Source organism: Pseudomonas sp. UF-293, assembly GCF_058245595.1.
Map to the genome: position 1 here is coordinate 36787 of NZ_JBSICA010000032.1, position 17140 is coordinate 53926.

General features: G+C 61.4%; 19 protein-coding genes. 16 read left to right on the top strand and 3 right to left on the bottom strand.

Annotation, left to right across the window (positions count from 1 at the left end; genetic code table 11):
- The first annotated feature begins 54 nt into the window (after nucleotides 1–54).
- The 14 genes from cobO to AC4IHP_RS23960 all read left to right on the top strand — a co-directional run bounded on the left by cobO (nucleotide 55) and on the right by AC4IHP_RS23960 (nucleotide 11595).
- Complete coding sequence (cobO, locus tag AC4IHP_RS23895; protein WP_016773703.1) at nucleotides 55–666, top strand: cob(I)yrinic acid a,c-diamide adenosyltransferase; 612 nt, start codon at nucleotides 55–57, stop codon at nucleotides 664–666.
- Nucleotides 663–2045 carry a cobyrinic acid a,c-diamide synthase CobB gene (locus AC4IHP_RS23900; RefSeq protein WP_490832908.1) on the top strand — a complete coding sequence of 461 codons (1383 nt, stop codon included), beginning with the start codon at nucleotides 663–665 and terminating at the stop codon, nucleotides 2043–2045. The genes cobO and AC4IHP_RS23900 overlap by 4 nt, the downstream gene beginning before the upstream one ends.
- Nucleotides 2042–2692: a 5,6-dimethylbenzimidazole synthase gene (gene bluB / locus AC4IHP_RS23905; RefSeq protein WP_460117587.1), complete on the top strand. Its 651-nt coding sequence runs from the start codon at nucleotides 2042–2044 to the stop codon at nucleotides 2690–2692. The genes AC4IHP_RS23900 and bluB overlap by 4 nt, the downstream gene beginning before the upstream one ends.
- Nucleotides 2689–3597: an adenosylcobinamide-phosphate synthase CbiB gene (gene cbiB, locus AC4IHP_RS23910; protein ID WP_490832909.1), complete on the top strand. Its 909-nt coding sequence runs from the start codon at nucleotides 2689–2691 to the stop codon at nucleotides 3595–3597. The genes bluB and cbiB overlap by 4 nt, the downstream gene beginning before the upstream one ends.
- Nucleotides 3590–4582 (top strand): threonine-phosphate decarboxylase CobD, encoded by a 993-nt coding sequence (gene cobD / locus AC4IHP_RS23915; RefSeq protein WP_041479542.1) that lies wholly within the window; start codon nucleotides 3590–3592, stop codon nucleotides 4580–4582. Before cbiB ends, cobD begins: the two co-directional genes overlap by 8 nt.
- Nucleotides 4579–6030 carry a cobyric acid synthase gene (locus AC4IHP_RS23920; RefSeq protein WP_490832910.1) on the top strand — a complete coding sequence of 484 codons (1452 nt, stop codon included), beginning with the start codon at nucleotides 4579–4581 and terminating at the stop codon, nucleotides 6028–6030. Before cobD ends, AC4IHP_RS23920 begins: the two co-directional genes overlap by 4 nt.
- Nucleotides 6031–6150: 120 nt before the next feature.
- Complete coding sequence (gene cobU / locus AC4IHP_RS23925) at nucleotides 6151–6672, top strand: bifunctional adenosylcobinamide kinase/adenosylcobinamide-phosphate guanylyltransferase (RefSeq protein WP_460117593.1); 522 nt, start codon at nucleotides 6151–6153, stop codon at nucleotides 6670–6672.
- Nucleotides 6669–7724 carry a nicotinate-nucleotide--dimethylbenzimidazole phosphoribosyltransferase gene (gene cobT, locus AC4IHP_RS23930; RefSeq protein ID WP_490832911.1) on the top strand — a complete coding sequence of 352 codons (1056 nt, stop codon included), beginning with the start codon at nucleotides 6669–6671 and terminating at the stop codon, nucleotides 7722–7724. The genes cobU and cobT overlap by 4 nt, the downstream gene beginning before the upstream one ends.
- Nucleotides 7721–8296 (top strand): alpha-ribazole phosphatase family protein, encoded by a 576-nt coding sequence (gene cobC, locus AC4IHP_RS23935; RefSeq protein ID WP_490832912.1) that lies wholly within the window; start codon nucleotides 7721–7723, stop codon nucleotides 8294–8296. Before cobT ends, cobC begins: the two co-directional genes overlap by 4 nt.
- 1 nt (nucleotide 8297) lies before the next feature.
- The gene (locus tag AC4IHP_RS23940) at nucleotides 8298–9020 is read left to right on the top strand and encodes an adenosylcobinamide-GDP ribazoletransferase (RefSeq protein ID WP_490832913.1); all 723 of its coding nucleotides are present in this window, start codon (nucleotides 8298–8300) and stop codon (nucleotides 9018–9020) included.
- A 175-nt stretch (nucleotides 9021–9195) separates the two neighbouring features.
- Nucleotides 9196–9600: a MarR family winged helix-turn-helix transcriptional regulator gene (locus AC4IHP_RS23945; protein ID WP_016773714.1), complete on the top strand. Its 405-nt coding sequence runs from the start codon at nucleotides 9196–9198 to the stop codon at nucleotides 9598–9600.
- Nucleotides 9601–9652: 52 nt separating this feature from the next.
- Nucleotides 9653–10861, top strand: a complete 1209-nt coding sequence (locus AC4IHP_RS23950) for an MFS transporter (RefSeq protein ID WP_460117601.1) — start codon at nucleotides 9653–9655, stop codon at nucleotides 10859–10861.
- A complete protein-coding gene (locus AC4IHP_RS23955; RefSeq protein ID WP_268747873.1) occupies nucleotides 10858–10980 on the top strand; it encodes a hypothetical protein in 123 nt (40 codons plus the stop codon). The genes AC4IHP_RS23950 and AC4IHP_RS23955 overlap by 4 nt, the downstream gene beginning before the upstream one ends.
- Before the next feature lie 54 nt (nucleotides 10981–11034).
- Nucleotides 11035–11595, top strand: coding sequence for a glutathione peroxidase (locus AC4IHP_RS23960; protein ID WP_071171497.1), 561 nt, complete (start codon nucleotides 11035–11037; stop codon nucleotides 11593–11595).
- Between the two features lie 203 nt (nucleotides 11596–11798).
- On the opposite strand, the gene AC4IHP_RS23965 is transcribed toward AC4IHP_RS23960, so the two are convergent.
- From AC4IHP_RS23965 to AC4IHP_RS23975, 3 genes are all read right to left on the bottom strand, one after another.
- A complete protein-coding gene (locus AC4IHP_RS23965) occupies nucleotides 11799–13070 on the bottom strand; it encodes an OmpP1/FadL family transporter (protein ID WP_460117604.1) in 1272 nt (423 codons plus the stop codon).
- 146 nt (nucleotides 13071–13216) lie between these two features.
- Nucleotides 13217–13699, bottom strand: coding sequence for a hypothetical protein (locus tag AC4IHP_RS23970; RefSeq protein ID WP_041479533.1), 483 nt, complete (start codon nucleotides 13697–13699; stop codon nucleotides 13217–13219).
- A 271-nt stretch (nucleotides 13700–13970) separates the two neighbouring features.
- On the bottom strand, nucleotides 13971–14195 hold the full coding sequence (locus AC4IHP_RS23975) for a hypothetical protein (protein WP_016773719.1): 225 nt from the start codon (nucleotides 14193–14195) through the stop codon (nucleotides 13971–13973).
- 909 nt (nucleotides 14196–15104) lie between these two features.
- Between AC4IHP_RS23975 and AC4IHP_RS23980 the strand changes: the two genes are divergently transcribed.
- Nucleotides 15105–15428 (top strand): SEL1-like repeat protein, encoded by a 324-nt coding sequence (locus tag AC4IHP_RS23980; RefSeq protein ID WP_217850707.1) that lies wholly within the window; start codon nucleotides 15105–15107, stop codon nucleotides 15426–15428.
- 175 nt (nucleotides 15429–15603) lie between these two features.
- The gene (locus AC4IHP_RS23985; protein ID WP_460125270.1) at nucleotides 15604–16968 is read left to right on the top strand and encodes a DNA recombination protein RmuC; all 1365 of its coding nucleotides are present in this window, start codon (nucleotides 15604–15606) and stop codon (nucleotides 16966–16968) included.
- The last annotated feature ends 172 nt before the right edge of the window (nucleotides 16969–17140 follow it).

A 17140-nucleotide genomic window follows, 5' to 3' on the forward strand; every position in this document is an offset into this window, starting at 1 on the left:
CCGTCTATTCTTGTGCCTGCCCGCCGTTATCCAGCCTCAACGGAGAGCTCCCCCATGACTGATTCCCCCGAGCGTGACGAACGCCATCTGGCGCGCATGCAGCGCAAGAAAGCCGTGATCGACGAACGCATCGCCAATTCGCCCGACGAGTGCGGCCTGGTGCTGGTGTTGACCGGCAATGGCAAAGGCAAAAGCAGCTCGGCGTTCGGCATGCTCGCCCGTGCCATGGGCCACGGCATGCAGTGCGGCGTGGTGCAGTTCATCAAGGGCCGCAACAGCACTGGCGAAGAATTGTTCTTCCGCCGCTTCCCCGAGCAGGTGCGTTTCCACGTCATGGGCGAAGGCTTCACCTGGGAAACCCAGGATCGTCAGCGCGACATCGCCGCAGCGACTGCCGCTTGGGAAGTCTCGCGCGAATTGTTGCGCGACCCTTCGATCGGTCTGGTGGTGCTCGATGAATTGAACATCGCCCTCAAGCACGGCTACCTCGATCTCGATCAGGTGCTCAGCGATTTGCAGGCGCGTCCGCCGATGCAACACGTGGTCGTTACCGGTCGCGGCGCCAAGCCGGAAATGATCGAGATGGGCGACACAGTTACCGAAATGGGCATGCTCAAACACGCCTTCCAGGCCGGAATCAAAGCGCAGAAAGGCGTCGAACTTTGAAGCAATCACGTCACTGCCCGGCGGTGCTGATCGCCGCGCCGGCCTCCGGTCAGGGCAAGACCACCGTCACCGCAGCGCTCGCCCGATTGCATCGCAATCAGGGGCGCAAAGTCCGCGTATTCAAGTGCGGGCCGGATTTTCTCGACCCGATGATCCTCGAGCGCGCCAGCGGTGCACCGGTGTATCAACTGGACATGTGGATGGTCGGCGAGCAGGAAAGTCGCCGGCTGTTGTGGGAAGCCGCCGCCGAGGCCGACCTGATTCTGATCGAGGGCGTGATGGGCCTGTTCGACGGCACGCCATCCAGCGCTGATCTGGCGCGCCACTTCGGCGTACCGGTGCTTGGGGTGATCGACGGTACCGCCATGGCGCAGACCTTTGGCGCTTTGGCCCTGGGCCTGGCGAAGTATCAGCCGGACTTGCCGTTCGCTGGCGTGCTGGCCAACCGCGTTGGCACCTTGCGCCACGCGCAATTGCTCGAAGGCAGCCTCACCGAAGGTCTGCGCTGGTACGGCGCACTGTCCCGCGAGACCGGCATCGAATTGCCGAGCCGCCACCTGGGCCTGGTTCAGGCCAGCGAATTGAATGATCTGGATCTGCGTCTCGACGCGGCCGCCGATGCGCTCGCCAGCAGTTGCCAAGTTGCACTGCCACCGGCCGTTGAATTCGCCGCGCCTGACGTCATTGACGCCGAGCCCTTATTGAAAGGTGTGCGCATCGCCGTCGCCCGCGATGAAGCGTTTGCCTTCACCTATGGCGCCAGTCTCGATCTGCTGCGGGCGATGGGCGCCGAGCTGCAGTTCTTCTCGCCGATCCGCGACACGCAATTGCCCGAGGCGGACAGCCTGTATTTGCCGGGCGGCTATCCAGAGCTGCATCACGTCGCGCTGGCGCAGAACACCTCGATGCTTGCAGCAATCCGCGCGCACCACGCGGCGGGCAAGCCGTTGCTCGCTGAATGTGGCGGGATGCTTTATCTGCTTGATTCGCTGACTGATGTCGAAGGTACTCGTGCTGAGCTGGTCGGTTTGCTCAAGGGCGATGCAGTGATGCAGAAGCGTCTGGCGGCGCTGGCTTTGCAAGCGGTTGAGCTGCCGGAAGGGGAGTTGCGTGGGCATACCTACCATCATTCGCTGACCACCACCGAGCTGACGCCGATTGCCCGTGGGCTGAGTCCCAATGGCGGGCGCGGCGCTGAGGCGGTTTATCGCGAGGGGCGGATGACGGCTTCCTATGTGCACTTTTATTTTCCGTCCAATCCGACCGCGATTGCTGCATTGTTTGCGCCAGACCGTGAGGCCGCCTTCGCGAGCAGGCTCGCTCCCACAATGGATCACCTGAACCCTGTGGGAGCGAGCCTGCTCGCGAAAGGGCCATGACCGACAACACATTCTCCGAAGCCGAACGCGCAGCGGTCTACAAAGCCATCGCCGAACGTCGCGACATGCGCCATTTCACTGGCGGAAGCGTCGAGCCGCAGTTGCTGCGTCGTCTGCTCGAAGCCGCTCATCAAGCGCCAAGCGTCGGCCTGATGCAGCCGTGGCGCTTCATTCGTATCAGCGATCGTGCTTTGCGCGGGCAGATCCGCGATCTCGTCGAAGACGAACGTATCCGCACCGCCGAAGCCCTTGGCGAGCGCAGCGATGAGTTCATGCAGCTCAAGGTCGAAGGCATCAACGATTGCGCCGAAGTGTTGGTGGCGGCGCTGATGGATGATCGCGAGAAACACATTTTCGGTCGGCGCACGTTGCCGGAAATGGACATGGCTTCGCTGTCCTGCGCGATCCAGAATCTGTGGCTGGCCTCCCGCGCTGAAGGTCTGGGCATGGGCTGGGTCTCGCTGTTCGAGCCGCAGGCCCTGGCGGATTTGCTCAAATTGCCGGCCGGTGCCAAGCCGCTGGCGGTGTTGTGTCTCGGCCCGGTCAAGGAGTTCTATCCGGCGCCGATGCTGGTGCTTGAAGGCTGGGCGCAGGCGCGACCGCTGAACGAGTTGCTGTACGAAAATTATTGGGGAGTGAGTCAATGAGTGTGGCGTTGCTGAGTGTCGCTGCGGTAGCGCTGGATGCGCTGCTCGGTGAACCGAAACGCTGGCATCCGCTGGTGGCGTTCGGCAATTTTGCCGGGCGCATCGAGCAACGCTTCAACGCCGGCGGTCGTGGTTGGCGCAGCCATGGTGTGACCGCATGGGTGCTCGCAGTGCTGCCGCTGACCCTGCTCGCCACGGCACTTTCCTGGGCACCCTATGTCGGCTGGATCGTCGAGATCCTCGCGCTGTATTGCGCCCTCGGCATGCGCAGCCTCGGCGAACATATTGCGCCGGTCGCGGCTGCGTTGCGCGCCGATGATCTGGACGAGGCGCGCAAGCGCGTCGGCTATCTGGTCAGCCGCCAGACCGATGAACTCGACAGCACTGCGGTGGCCCGCGCCGCGACTGAGTCGGTGCTGGAGAACGGCAGCGATGCGGTATTCGCTGCGCTGTTCTGGTTTGTCGTCGCCGGCGCGCCGGGCGTGGTCCTGTATCGCCTGAGCAATACCCTGGATGCGATGTGGGGTTATCGCAACGAACGCTTCGAACGTTTCGGCTGGGCGGCGGCGAAAATCGACGACGTGTTGAACTACATTCCTGCGCGTCTTGTGGCATTGACCTACGCACTGCTCGGCAAAACCCGACTCGCACTGAAGTGCTGGCGCACCCAGGCGCCGAAATGGGACAGCCCCAACGCCGGCCCGGTGATGGCGGCCGGTGCCGGTGCGCTGGGCGTCGAGTTGGGTGGCGCGGCGATCTATCACGGCGAACGGCATGAGCGCCCGCAACTGGGCGAAGGTGCGCCGGCCGATGCCGATTCCATCGAGCGTGGCTGGCAATTGGTCCAGCGCGGCGTATGGTTGTGGCTGCTGATGCTTTGCCTGGGGGCGGAATTTTATGCTTGAGCACGGTGGCCGACTGCGCAAGGCTGCACTCGATTACGGGATCGCCGAGGCCGACTGGCTCGACCTGTCCAGCGGCCTCGCGCCGTGGCCGTTCCCGATCCCGGAGATTCCGCTGCGCGCCTGGGCGCGCTTGCCGGAAACCGATGACGGACTGGAACAGGCGGCCTGCGATTACTACGGCGCCGCGCAGGTGTTGCCGGTGGCCGGTTCGCAAATGGCCATCCAGTTGCTGCCGCGTTTGCGCCGGGCCGGCAAGGTTGGCGTGTTGTCGCCGTGCTATGCCGAGCATGCCGAAGCCTGGCGGCGCAGCGGTTACATCGTCCGTGAAGTGCTCGAGCAGGAAGTCGAATTCTTTCTCGACAGCCTCGATGTACTGGTGGTGGTCAATCCGAATAATCCGACCGGTCTGAGCCTGACCCCGGCGCGCCTGCTCGACTGGCATGCGCGGCTGGCGCAACGCGGCGGCTGGCTGGTGGTCGATGAAGCGTTCATGGACAACACGCCGCAACTGAGCCTGGCGCCCTATGCGCATCAGGTCGGGCTGGTGGTGTTGCGTTCGTTCGGCAAGTTTTTCGGCCTGGCCGGGGTGCGCCTCGGTTTCGTTCTGGCCGAACGCAAGTTGCTCAAACTGCTCGCCGAACAGGTCGGGCCGTGGGCAGTGAGCGGGCCGACGCGGGTGCTTGGTACGGCGTGCCTGCAAGACACCGAGGGGCATACCCGTCAGCGGATCCGCAGCGATGAAGCGAGCGAACGGCTGGTGGCGCTGCTGACCCGTTGCGGTTTTGCACCGCAGGGCGGCTGCGCACTGTTTCAGTGGCTGATCACCGAGCACGCCGAGGCGCTGCACGAATTCCTCGCCCGGCGCGGCATCCTCCTGCGCCTGTTCAGCCACAACAGCAGCGTGCGTTTCGGCCTGCCAGCGGATGCCGCGCAAGCGCTGCGTCTCGAACAGGCTTTGCAAGCGTTCGCCAAGGACCACCCATGACCACTCTGATGGTGCAAGGCACCACCTCCGATGCCGGCAAAAGCACACTGGTGACGGCCCTGTGCCGCTGGGCCACCCGCGAGGGCGTGGCGGTGGTGCCGTTCAAACCGCAGAACATGGCGCTCAACAGCGCAGTGACCGCTGATGGCGGCGAGATCGGCCGCGCGCAGGCAGTGCAGGCGCAAGCGGCCGGTCTCGAGCCGCACACCGACATGAATCCGGTATTGCTCAAGCCCAACAGCGACACCGGCGCGCAAGTGATCATTCATGGCCGCGCGGTGACGACGATGAACGCCGTGGCTTATCACGATTACAAGGCCATCGCGATGCAAGCGGTGCTCGCTTCCCATGCGCGGCTCAGCGCGGCGTATCCGCTGGTGATGGTCGAAGGCGCCGGTTCGCCAGCGGAGATCAACCTGCGTGCCGGCGACATCGCCAACATGGGCTTTGCCGAGGCAGTGGATTGCCCGGTTTTGCTGATCGCCGACATCAATCGCGGCGGCGTATTTGCGCATTTGGTCGGCACGCTGGAATTGCTCTCGCCGAGCGAACAGGCGCGAGTCAAAGGCTTCATCATCAACCGCTTTCGCGGCGATATCGCCTTGCTGCAACCGGGCCTCGACTGGCTGGAGCAGCGCACCGGCAAACCGGTGGTCGGCGTGTTGCCCTACGTGATGGACCTGCACCTTGAGGCCGAGGACGGCATCGACCAACGCCAGACCGACAAGGCCGAGCAAGTGTTGAAAGTGGTGGTGCCGGTGCTGCCGCGCATCAGCAATCACACCGACTTCGACCCGCTGCGTCTGCATCCGCAGGTCGATCTGCAATTTGTCGGCCCTGGGCAGGCAATTCCCGCCGCCGATCTGATCATCCTGCCGGGCTCGAAAAGCGTGCGCAGTGATCTGGCTTATCTACGCGCCAACGGTTGGGACGCGGCGATCAATCGGCATCTACGCTACGGCGGCAAGGTGCTGGGGATTTGCGGCGGCCTGCAGATGCTCGGTGAACAGGTGCACGACCCGCTCGGGCTCGAGGGCGCTGCCGGCTCCAGCGCCGGTCTGGGGCTGCTGGCGTTCGAAACGCAGCTCGAAGCCGACAAGCAACTGCGCAATGTGCGCGGTCGACTGGCGCTGGAAGACGCCGACGTCAGCGGTTACGAAATCCATGCTGGCGTAACCAGCGGACCGGCACTGGAAAACCCGGCGGTGCATCTGGACGACGGTCGTTGCGATGGTGCGCAAAGTGCCGATGGCCAAGTGTTCGGCACCTATCTGCACGGCTTGTTCGAATCCCCCGAGGCGAGCGCGGCGTTGTTGCGCTGGGCGGGCTTGAGTGATGTGCAAGAGGTCGATTACCACGGCTTGCGCGAGCGTGATATCGAGCGGCTGGCGGATCTGGTGGAGAAGCATCTGGATACCGGGCTGCTGCGCCAGCTCTGCGGGATTTGAGTTGTCCGGGCTGGCCTCTTCGCAAGCAGGCTCGCTCCCACAGGGAACTGCGATCAACGGTGGGAGCGAGCCTGCTCGCGAAGGGGCCGGTTGCCTTACCACACATTTTTGGATGAACCCATGCTCCAATTGATCCTCGGCGGCGCCCGCTCCGGCAAGAGTCGTCTGGCGGAAAAACTCGCCAGTGACAGCCGTCTGGCGGTGACCTACATCGCCACCAGCCAGCCGCTGGACGGCGAAATGAACCAGCGCGTTGCCCATCACCGCGCACGCCGCCCGGTCGAATGGGCGTTGATCGAAGAGCCGCTGGAACTGGCCCGCGTGCTGCGCGAATCCGCCGGCGCCGAGCGCTGCCTGCTGGTCGATTGCCTGACCTTGTGGCTGACCAACCTGCTGATGCTCGACGACGCTGAACGTCTCGCCGCCGAGCGTGAAGCCTTACTCGACTGCCTGGCGTCGTTGCCGGGTGAAATCATTTTTGTCAGCAACGAGACCGGAATGGGTGTCGTGCCGCTGGGCGAATTGACTCGCCGCTATGTCGATGAAGCCGGTTGGCTGCATCAAGCTCTGGCCGAGCGCTGTCAGCGAGTTGTCCTGACCGTCGCCGGCCTGCCCCTGACTTTGAAAGGACCTGCGTTATGAGCCCGACCTGGTGGCTGAACCCGTGCAAAACCGTGAACTCGGACATCATCGCGCAAGCGACCGAGCGCCAGCAGCAACTGACCAAACCGGCCGGTTCGCTGGGGCGCCTTGAATCGGTGGCCGTGCAACTGGCCGGTCTGCAAGGTCAGCTCAAGCCAACGCTGGATCAAGTCTGGATCGCGATTTTCGCTGGCGATCATGGCGTGGTGGCGGAGGGTGTTTCGGCTTATCCGCAGGAAGTCACCGGGCAGATGCTGCTGAATTTCGTCAGCGGCGGCGCGGCGATCAGCGTGCTGGCGCGTCAGCTCGGTGCGCAACTGGAAGTGGTCGATCTGGGCACGGTGAATCCGGCGCTGAACCTGCCCGGCGTGCGCCATCTGAACATTGGTGCGGGAACGGCGAATTTCGTCCAGGGCGCAGCGATGACTCAGGCGCAGGGCGAATTGGCTTTGCAGGCCGGTCGCGAAAGCGTGTCGCGCGCGAAAGCCGCCGGTACCCAGTTGTTCATCGGCGGCGAGATGGGCATCGGCAACACCACGGCGGCCAGTGCGCTGGCCTGTGCCTTGCTCGATTGCCCGGTGGCGCACCTGACCGGTCCCGGTACCGGGCTGAATGCCGCTGGCGTCAGCCACAAGGCGCAAGTCATCGAGCGCGCGCTGGCGCTGCATGTCACGCAGCGTGGCGATGCCTTGCAGACGCTGTTGAATCTCGGCGGTTTCGAGATTGCCGCGTTGGTCGGCGCTTATCTGGCCTGCGCGCAGGAAGGCATCGCGGTGCTGGTCGACGGATTTATCTGTACCGTCGCCGCGCTGGTCGCAGTGCGCTTGAATCCGGCCTGTCATGAATGGCTGTTGTTCGGCCATCGCGGTGCCGAGCCAGGCCATCGTCATGTGCTGGAAACCTTGAGCGCCGAACCGTTGCTGGAACTCGGCCTGCGTCTGGGCGAGGGCAGTGGCGCGGCGTTGGCGGTGCCGTTGTTGCGTCTGGCCTGTGACCTGCACGGGCAAATGGCGACGTTCGCCGAAGCGGCCGTCGCGGATCGCCCGGCGTGAGCCTGCGTCTGGATCTGCTGCGCCACGGCGAAACGGAGCTCGGCGGTGGCTTGCGCGGTAGCCTCGACGATGCGCTGACTGAAAACGGCTGGACGCAGATGCGTGCAGCGGTGGTCGAAGGCGGGCCGTGGAATCGCATTGTGAGCTCGCCATTGCAGCGTTGCGCGCGCTTTGCCGCCGAACTTGGCGAGCAATTGAACCTGTCCGTGCATCTGGACAAGGATCTGCAAGAGCTGCATTTCGGCGCGTGGGAAGGGCAGAGCGCGGCGGCGTTGATGGAAACGGATGCCGAAGCGCTGGGGCTGTTCTGGGCTGATCCCTATGGCTTCACGCCACCGCAAGGCGAGCCGGTCAGCGCGTTTTCCGCACGGGTGTTGGCGGCAGTTGCGCGGTTGCAGGCGGCTTACGCCGGTGAACGGATTCTGCTGGTCAGCCACGGCGGCGTGATGCGCTTGTTGCTGGCGCAGGCACGAGAGCTGCCGCGCGAACAGTTGCTCAATGTCGAAGTCGGCCACGGCGCGCTGTTTGCGCTGACGGTCGAGGGCGACGGCGCACTCAAGGAAGGCCACTGAGATGTTGCCGCTGTGGATCGCCTTGCAGTTTCTCAGCAGCCTGCCGATTCGCCTGTCAGGCATGCCCGAGCCGCAACAGCTTGGCCGTTCGCTGCTGTTTTATCCGCTGGTGGGATTGCTGTTCGGGCTGATCCTCTATGCGTTGAATCTGTTGTTGGCCGGCGCGCCGATGTTGCTGCATGCGGCACTGTTGCTGACCGTGTGGGTATTGCTCAGCGGCGCGCTGCATCTCGATGGCTTGGCGGACAGCGCCGATGCCTGGCTCGGCGGCTTCGGTGATCGCGAGCGCACGCTGACGATCATGAAAGATCCGCGCAGCGGGCCGATTGCGGTGGTCACGCTGGTGCTGGTGTTGTTGCTCAAATTTGCCGCGTTGCTGGCACTAATCGAACAAGGGCATACCCTGGCGCTGATCATCGTGCCGGTGCTCGGGCGGGCGGCGCTGTTGGGGTTGTTTCTGACTACGCCGTATGTGCGTGCGGGTGGCTTGGGTCAGGCACTGGCCGATCATCTGCCGCGTAAAGCGGGGTGGTGGGTGCTGGGGTTGAGTGCGCTGGGCTGCGTGTTTATCGCCGGTTTCGGCGCGGTGCTGATTTCGCTGGTTGGGTTTGTCTGGCTGCGGCGTTTGATGATGCGGCGGTTGGGTGGGACTACCGGGGACACGGCGGGGGCGCTGCTGGAATTGCTGGAGATGGGGGTGTTGGTGGGGCTCGCTTTGGTCTGAAGGATTTGCGTAGATGATGCCGGCCCCTTCGCGAGCAGGCTCGCTCCTACCTTCGAAATGCAATCCCCTGTGGGAGCGAGCCTGCTCGCGAAGGCGGCCTCACCGGCAGCAATGATGTTCAGAATAAACTCATGTGTAACTTGATTTAACACACTCGCGGGTATATACACGCATCATGCTTCCTTCTCAGTGTTTGTGCACCAACCTGCGTCGCGCCGCGCGTGGCGTCAGCAGGCATTACGACGGCGCTCTCGATGGCTTCGGGATCAACGTTGCCCAGTATTCTCTGCTGTGCAATCTGCAGCGGCTGGAGCAGCCGAGCATTTCCGAACTGGCCGAAGCCATGGGTCTGGATCGCAGCACTTTGGGACGCAATTTGCGGGTGCTCGAGGGCGAAGGTCTGGTGGCGCTGGCCGAAGGCGAGGACATGCGCAACCGCATCGTCCGGCTCACCGAAACCGGTGTGCAGCGCCTGGCAGCGGCATTGCCGGCGTGGGAAGCGGCGCAACAGCGGCTGATCGACCGTCTCGGTGCCGAGAAGCGCGAAACCTTGCTCAAATTGCTCGACGAACTGGCCTGACGCCGGTTTCTTCGAGTTCAAGCGGGTATATACCCGCGACTGGAGAATAACAATGACAACGATGTGGCGTACTTGCGGTTGGGTGTTGCTGGGGAGCGCGCTGATCCTGGCGTTGTCATTGGGCGTGCGCCACGGTTTTGGTCTGTTCCTGTCGCCGATGAGCGCGCAATTCGGCTGGGGGCGCGAGGTCTTTGCCTTCGCCATCGCCCTGCAGAACCTGATCTGGGGCTTGGCGCAGCCGTTCACCGGCGCGCTGGCTGATCGTTTCGGCGCGGCGAAAGTGGTGCTGGTCGGCGGCGTGCTTTACGCGCTGGGCCTGGTGTTCATGGGCCTGTCCGACTCGGCGGTGACTTTGTCGCTGAGCGCCGGCCTGTTGATCGGCATTGGTTTGTCCGGCACTTCGTTCTCGGTAATTCTCGGCGTGGTCGGCCGCGCCGTGCCGGCCGACAAACGCAGCATGGGCATGGGCATTGCCAGCGCTGCCGGTTCGTTCGGCCAGTTCGCCATGTTGCCGGGCACCCTCGGCTTGATCGGCTGGCTGGGCTGGTCCGCTGCATTGCTGGTGCTGGGCCTGCTGGTGGCTATGATCGTGCCGCTGGTGAGCATGCTCAAAGACAAGCCGCTGCCGGTTCTCGGCCACGAACAAACCCTCTCCGAAGCACTGCGCGAAGCCTGCTCGCATTCCGGTTTCTGGCTGCTGGCGTTCGGCTTTTTCGTCTGTGGGTTTCAGGTGGTATTCATTGGTGTGCATCTGCCGGCGTATCTGGTCGATCAGCATCTGCCGGCGACCGTCGGCACCACGGTGCTGGCCTTGATCGGCCTGTTCAACATTTTCGGCACTTACACCGCTGGCTGGCTCGGTGGCCGCATGTCCAAACCGCGTCTGCTGACGGCGTTGTACCTGCTGCGCGCGGTGGTCATTGTGCTGTTCCTGTGGTTACCGGTGACGACCACGTCGGCTTATCTGTTCGGCATGGCCATGGGTTTTCTGTGGCTGTCGACGGTGCCGTTGACCAACGGTACGGTGGCGACCTTGTTCGGCGTGCGCAATTTGTCCATGCTCGGCGGCATCGTCTTTCTGTTCCATCAGCTCGGCTCGTTCCTTGGCGGCTGGCTGGGAGGGGTGGTGTATGACCGCACCGGGAGTTATGACTTGATCTGGCAAGTGGCGGTTCTCTTGAGCCTGCTGGCAGCGGCGTTGAACTGGCCGGTACGCGAGCGTCCGGTGGCGCGCCTGCAAGCCGCTGCGAGCGCCGCATGAGCAGGATCTGCGCGCGATTCGCCGTCACCGCAGTGGCTGCTGCGCTCTTGGCGCTGGTGTGGTGGGGCTGGCAGCGCGGCGGGCTGGCGCTGATGCAATTGGGCATGAGCATTTGCTAGATCGCAGCGTGGCGAGTAACGTCAAAGCCTGATGACTGCCCAAGGAAGTTCGACATGTTGATGCGCTGGTGTGCTGTTCCCGCGTTGCTGATGGCGTTGACTGGCCTGGCCCAGGCCGCCGATTGTCCTGAGCTGCTGCAAGGCTCGCTGCCCAAGCTGCGCGCCAAGGAATCCATCGATCTTTGCAAGCAGTACGCCGACAAACCGCTGGTGGTGGTCAATACCGCCAGCTTCTGCGGTTTCGCTCCACAGTTCGAAGGGCTCGAGGCGCTGAACAAACGCTACAAGGCGCAAGGGCTGGAGATGCTTGGCGTGCCGTCGAATGACTTCAAGCAGGAATCCAAGGACAGCGCGGAAACCGCCAAGGTCTGCTACGCCAACTATGGCGTGACCTTCAACATGACCGAGCCGCAGAAAGTTCGCGGCGACGACGCCACGCATCTGTTTCAGGTTCTGGCCGCGCAGAGCAATGCGCCGAAGTGGAATTTCTACAAGTACGTGGTGGATCGGCAGGGCAAGGTCGTGGCGAGTTTTTCCAGTTTGACCAAACCGGATGATCCCGAGTTTATCGCTGCGATCGAGAAGGCAATCGCCTCCAAACCGCTGAAGCCCTGAAGCCTTGTGATGATCCTGTAGGAGCTGACGAGTGCAACGAGGCTGCGATCTTTTGAACCTCTAATTCAAGATCAAAAGATCGCAGCCTCGTTGCACTCGTCAGCTCCTACGGGTTGTACAAATTTTCAGGCAAGAAAAAGCCCCGCCTCTGCGAAGAGAGCGGGGCTTTTTCGTGGGCGAGGGGTTAGCCTCGCCACGGTGCATCAGAAGCGGTAAGTCGCGCCGACACCGAAGCCGTTTGCCGAGTTTTCATACTTGGCATCGTAAGTCTGGCCACGAGCATTTTCGTTGCGAATCTTGACCGACTCTTCTTTCAGGTACGAGTACGCGACGTCGATGGTCAGGTCGTCGGTCGGGCTCCAGCCGGCACCGATACTGAAGATGGTGCGGTCGCCAGTCGGGATACGAGGCGAGCGGTCTTCGTTGTTGGTCGGCGACTGGTCGAAGGTCAGACCGGTACGCAGTACCCATTCCTTGTTCAACTGGTACGAGGTACCCACTGCGTAGGCCCAGGAGTCATGCCAGTTCTGGTCTTCGTTGATCGAACCGAACTGACCGGCCAGCAGAGGTTGCACGCCGGAGTTCTTCACGGTGATCTTGTCCAGTTGGCTCCAGCGAGTCCAGGTGGTACCGGCGTAGACGTTCCAGCGATCGTTGATCGCCTGGGTGACCGACAGGTCCACGGATTCCGGTGTGGTGATCTTCAGCGAAGCGTCGTACTTCTGGTTGGCGCCGACACCCACGAGCGCCAGTGCGCCGTAGTTGACCTTGGTGTCGCCTTCGAGCTTGTAATCGACCTTGGAGTGATAGGTCAGGCCCAGGCGGGTGGTGTCGGTGGCCTGGACCAGCAAGCCGACGTTGTAGCCCAGCGCGGTGTCGTCACCCTTGATCTTGACCTTGCCGTCCGGCAGTGCCTGGGTGATCGAGAGGTTGGATTCCAGCGAGCCGTCGATGCGGTTGATGGTCGGGCCGAAACCGATCGATACCTTGTCGTTGAAGGCGTAGCTGACGGTTGGCTGGAAGGTGATGACTTGTACTTCAGACTTGCTGCCGAAGTACCGGCCGGCGAAGCCATTTTCGTAGTCCGTGATCAGACCGAACGGTACGTACACACCAAGACCGAATGCCCAGTGGTCATCGATCGGTTTTACATAGAAGCCCATAGGTACAGCGGTGAAGGGCACCATGTCGCCTTTGTTGCTGCCGCCATTCGGGCTGGAGCTGGCGTTGCTGATATCGGTGTGTGCATCGACAACGGCGACGCCGCCGGTGACCTGTTCGCGCTTGATGCGCGCCATGCCGGCCGGGTTGCCATAAACAGTGCTTGCGTCGTCGGCAGAAGAAGATCGCCCGGCAAAACCAGTCCCCATCCCACTGATGCTTTGTTCGTTGAGGGCAAAACCTGCCGCGAAGATTTGTGTGGAGGCAAGGGTAACGGCGAGGCTAAGGGTGGTTTTGAGCATGACTTTTTTCATTATTAGAACTCCTGGTGATCACCGGGGCGAAAATTACCAACATTTTCGTCCCAGCGCTATAGCCTGCAAGCCTTGATTTAGAGCGGTTTTGTAGGACAATCCGACCAAAATGGCGACTTGTTGTGAGAACTTGTGAAACCGCTTGGTCAGCAAGCGACCTGATTCAGCGGTGAAACACAGGTTTGCCAAGCGCAGGTAAAGTCGCGCAAACGGCCTTGCGGTTGAAAGGTCTGGCGCCAGATGCGCGCCATGCCGAGCAGGTCGGTCGGAGCGGGGAGGGTGGGGTTCTGTTCTTCTACGAGCAGCCAGGCGATGGCCGTGGCGTAACGCAGGTTGACGGTCAGCTCCAGGTGCGGGCCGCTGAGAAACGCGTGCTGGCTGGCCAGGCCGCGCACGAGACTGGCGCGCTCCGGATCGAGCGCCAGATAATCGTCCCAGAGTGCCTGATGGCGATGTTCGGCGATCCGGTAGAGGCCGTGGCCACGGCGGTCATGCAGGGCAGACCCGAGGGCTGACTGGCTTGCAGCAATGCCCAGCAGCAGGGATTCGGCGGTTGCGCAGTGGCGTCCCAGATAGATCAATGTGGGACGGATCACATAGCGGCACAGTTCGCTGGCAGCGATACCCATAACACCCTCGGTTCTTGTTGTTGAGGGCGAGTCCTGAAGGGGCCTTGGCAGCAGTGGATCGACTCAGGCTCGCCGCAAGCGGGTCAAGCCGCTTGAGTTGAAGTGTAGTGTCATATTCAGCGTGTAAAGGTCTGTTTTTAAAATATTTCCGCCACGGCTGTGCGGGCGTTAGACCGGAACATGCTTAGAAGCGCAGCGCTAAAAGTGAAATATCAGGCAATAAAAAGCCCCGCTTTTCAGCAGGGCTTTGCTTTTGCAGCCTGTCCGGCTTTCAGGCAACCAGTGCCTGACGGGTACGCTCGATCACGGCCTGCAGCGGTTCGGCGCTGGAGTATTGATCGGGGTACAAACGCTCGCTGTGACGAGCGATGCCGTGTTCATTGACCACGGTGAAGCTGAAGCAGCCTTTGCGAGCGGCCATGATCAGGCAGTTCATTGGAGCAAAAGCGTTGGTTAGGGTGCGAATGGCATCCTGAGTCTGGATTTGAGTAGACATAGTTATTAGGTGTTCCTACAAATGACACGGATAAGAACCGTGCAACGTTAAAACGTTCCAGTAACGTTGATCACCATTGATCGAACGAAGAACCCGACTGGAACAAAGCAGCCAGTTTGAAGCGCTGATAAGTGAGCGCGCTTGGGCTGGCAGGTAGGTACTTAGGAGGACAGGCATCACAGCGAGGGCAAAGGTTCTGGGCCCGGGGTGAAGATCCTGATCAATTTGCAGGTTGGTTCGGTCAGAGTAAGTGTTCTTCGCAACGCCCTTTGCTTTCGTTCAAAGGCAGCGTCGTCACAAGATTTACCTGGAAACCATCGAGGGGTCGTTCCCGCTTTTTTCGGTAGTGTCTTCCTGTTGGAAGTTGACCGTGGGGAGATGTTCGACCGGAATTGACTTTCAGCTTGGTACTAACGCCGCGGATAGTAACGGATCCTTTCGAGCGAAGCAAATCCCGAAGTAAAAAAGGTTAGGAGGGCATCGTCGCGGTCAACCATTCGTCGGCGGCGACGTTTTTTCATGGGTGCTCTTGACCTTTCCCGCTGCGCAAAATGACCCGAAAAAGCGCACGCATATAACCGGCTCAAAGGTACTTGTGCACATTAGTTGCACAGGGCGTAACGCAACTGTCACATCGATCCTGACTCCAGTGGCTGCCTGTATCAAAAGTTTAAGTCAATGAAAAATATCGCCTTTTTTTGTTGGTGAAAAAATCGTCAGTTTGACTGCGAGCCCCGTTCCATAAGGCTTTGCGAGGATCGGAGAGCGGTTGTCCACTGACTTATCCACAGCTTCTGTGGATTGTCCCTAGCGCTTGCTCTAGGACGGGCGTGCCGGGTTTTTTTCGACTTTACCTGTAAGAAAAAGAGAGTAAAGTGGCGCGCCTTCCGATCTGTCCCGCAGTGCTTTATGAAGTTTCGCTCAGTATCAGACTCTGTTACCTCCAATCCGACCTCTGCTACCGCTCCCAAGCGTTTTTCCGTACGTGTGGCTGAGTGGCTGCTCGATGCGCCGCGCCTGAGCGACAGTCCCAGCGCCAAACACCTCGCTGGCCGTCTGCTCAAGCAACCGGCCCGTGAAGGTGTGGTCGCTGCACAAAGCCGTCTCGGCCAATTGATCTGTCGGGAGTGCGGCAACGCCCGTGACCGGCGTATCGGTCAGGAGCTGCTGCGTCAGGCCGCCCGCGCCGGTGACCGTCGTGCGCAGCAGGAACTCGGTCTGATCGAAGACTGAGCTGTCCAAGCCCTGACGCCTTGGTTAACCTTCAGGCTTTATCCGATTGGCAGGAGTCGCTATGGCTATGGACTTGACCAGCATATTGCTCGGTCTTGCGGCAGCAGGAGTGCCGCTGCTGGCACTGGCCTGGCAACTGCAACGCCGGGCCAGCAACGCCCGGGCTGACCTGGCCTTGCTCGAAGAGCGCCTGGCCATGGCGCAACTGGCTCAGGACGGCCTCAACGCGCAGCTTGAAGCCAGCCGCGATGAGATCGCCGACCTCGGCCAGGCCAACGCCGCCAAGCAGGCAGACCTCGCCGCCCTGCGCCGTGAAGTCGAATTGCTGCAGATCGAGCGCGATGACGCCCGCGACGCCTCCCACGCCTGGAACCTCGAACGCGCCAACAAAGACGCTGAGTTGCGCCGCCTCGACGCCCACGCGGCCTCGCTGAGTGCCGAACTTCGCGAGCAACAGGAAAGCCATCAACAACGTCTCAACGACCTGCAAGGCTCGCGCGATGAACTGCGCGCGCAATTCGCCGAGCTGGCCGGCAAGATCTTCGATGAGCGTGAGCAGCGCTTTGCCGAAACCAGCCAGCAGCGGCTCGGGCAGTTGCTTGATCCGTTGAAAGAGCGCATCCAGTCGTTTGAAAAACGCGTGGAAGAAAGCTATCAGGCCGAAGCCCGCGAGCGCTTCTCGCTGGCCAAGGAACTGGAGCGTTTGCAGGCGTTGAATCTGCGTTTGAGCGACGAAGCGACTAACTTGACCCGCGCGCTCAAGGGCCAGAAAACCCAAGGCAATTGGGGCGAACTTATCCTTGAGCGCGTTCTTGAGCACGCAGGTCTGGAGAAGGGCCGCGAGTATCAGACACAGGTCAATCTCAAAGGCCCGGACGGCGAACGTTTCCAGCCCGATGTAATCATTTACCTGCCCGGCGACAAGCAGGTGGTGGTCGATTCCAAAGTCAGCCTCACCGCGTATCAACAGTATGTTGCGGCAGATGACGACACGTTGGGGCAGATCGCTATCAAGCAGCATGTGTTGTCGCTGCGCAATCACGTCAAAGGTCTGGCCGGCAAGGATTACAAGCGCCTGGAAGGCTTGCACAGCCTCGATTTCGTTTTGCTGTTCGTACCGATCGAAGCGGCATTTTCCGCAGCGTTGCAGGCTGAGCCTGCGCTGTTTCAGGAAGCGTTTGACCGTAATATCGTGATTGTCAGCCCGACTACGCTGCTGGCCACGTTGCGGGTGATCGACAGTCTGTGGAAGCAGGAGCGGCAGAGCCAGAACGCCCGGGAAATCGCCGAGCGCGCGGGTTGGCTGTATGACAAGTTCGTGTTGTTTATTCAGGATCTGGATGAAGTCGGCAATCGCCTGCAGCAGTTGGACAAGGCTTACAGCTCGGCGCGTAACAAGCTGACAGAGGGGCGCGGTAATCTGGTCAGTCGTAGTGAGCAATTGAAGTTGCTCGGTGCGCGGGCGAGCAAGAGTTTGCCGGCGGATTTGCTGGAGCGGGCGATGACGGATGTTGATGGGTTGGTTGAGTTGCCTGAGTAGACATCGTTTTTTTGGCTGATTGGGAGTACATATCCGTTGCTGCGGTGATGGCTTATTACGGTTTCGCCCTTACGGCGACTCACTTTTTTTACAAACCCCTCCGTGTCAGGCTACCTGTCGCCCTTGTTGATTGACTCAACTACTCAAGAGGGCGAAGGTGCTTAACAATGTC

What these genes read in the sequence shown, in the direction of transcription:
- cobO (WP_016773703.1), top strand. Translation starts at nt 55, where the DNA reads ATGACTGATTCCCCCGAGCGTGACGAACGCCATCTGGCGCGCATGCAG.
- bluB (WP_460117587.1), top strand. Translation starts at nt 2,042, where the DNA reads ATGACCGACAACACATTCTCCGAAGCCGAACGCGCAGCGGTCTACAAA.
- cbiB (WP_490832909.1), top strand. Translation starts at nt 2,689, where the DNA reads ATGAGTGTGGCGTTGCTGAGTGTCGCTGCGGTAGCGCTGGATGCGCTG.
- cobD (WP_041479542.1), top strand. Translation starts at nt 3,590, where the DNA reads ATGCTTGAGCACGGTGGCCGACTGCGCAAGGCTGCACTCGATTACGGG.
- AC4IHP_RS23920 (WP_490832910.1), top strand. Translation starts at nt 4,579, where the DNA reads ATGACCACTCTGATGGTGCAAGGCACCACCTCCGATGCCGGCAAAAGC.
- cobU (WP_460117593.1), top strand. Translation starts at nt 6,151, where the DNA reads ATGCTCCAATTGATCCTCGGCGGCGCCCGCTCCGGCAAGAGTCGTCTG.
- cobT (WP_490832911.1), top strand. Translation starts at nt 6,669, where the DNA reads ATGAGCCCGACCTGGTGGCTGAACCCGTGCAAAACCGTGAACTCGGAC.
- AC4IHP_RS23940 (WP_490832913.1), top strand. Translation starts at nt 8,298, where the DNA reads ATGTTGCCGCTGTGGATCGCCTTGCAGTTTCTCAGCAGCCTGCCGATT.
- AC4IHP_RS23945 (WP_016773714.1), top strand. Translation starts at nt 9,196, where the DNA reads ATGCTTCCTTCTCAGTGTTTGTGCACCAACCTGCGTCGCGCCGCGCGT.
- AC4IHP_RS23950 (WP_460117601.1), top strand. Translation starts at nt 9,653, where the DNA reads ATGACAACGATGTGGCGTACTTGCGGTTGGGTGTTGCTGGGGAGCGCG.
- AC4IHP_RS23955 (WP_268747873.1), top strand. Translation starts at nt 10,858, where the DNA reads ATGAGCAGGATCTGCGCGCGATTCGCCGTCACCGCAGTGGCTGCTGCG.
- AC4IHP_RS23960 (WP_071171497.1), top strand. Translation starts at nt 11,035, where the DNA reads ATGTTGATGCGCTGGTGTGCTGTTCCCGCGTTGCTGATGGCGTTGACT.
- AC4IHP_RS23965 (WP_460117604.1), bottom strand. Translation starts at nt 13,070, where the DNA reads ATGAAAAAAGTCATGCTCAAAACCACCCTTAGCCTCGCCGTTACCCTT.
- AC4IHP_RS23970 (WP_041479533.1), bottom strand. Translation starts at nt 13,699, where the DNA reads ATGGGTATCGCTGCCAGCGAACTGTGCCGCTATGTGATCCGTCCCACA.
- AC4IHP_RS23975 (WP_016773719.1), bottom strand. Translation starts at nt 14,195, where the DNA reads ATGTCTACTCAAATCCAGACTCAGGATGCCATTCGCACCCTAACCAAC.
- AC4IHP_RS23980 (WP_217850707.1), top strand. Translation starts at nt 15,105, where the DNA reads ATGAAGTTTCGCTCAGTATCAGACTCTGTTACCTCCAATCCGACCTCT.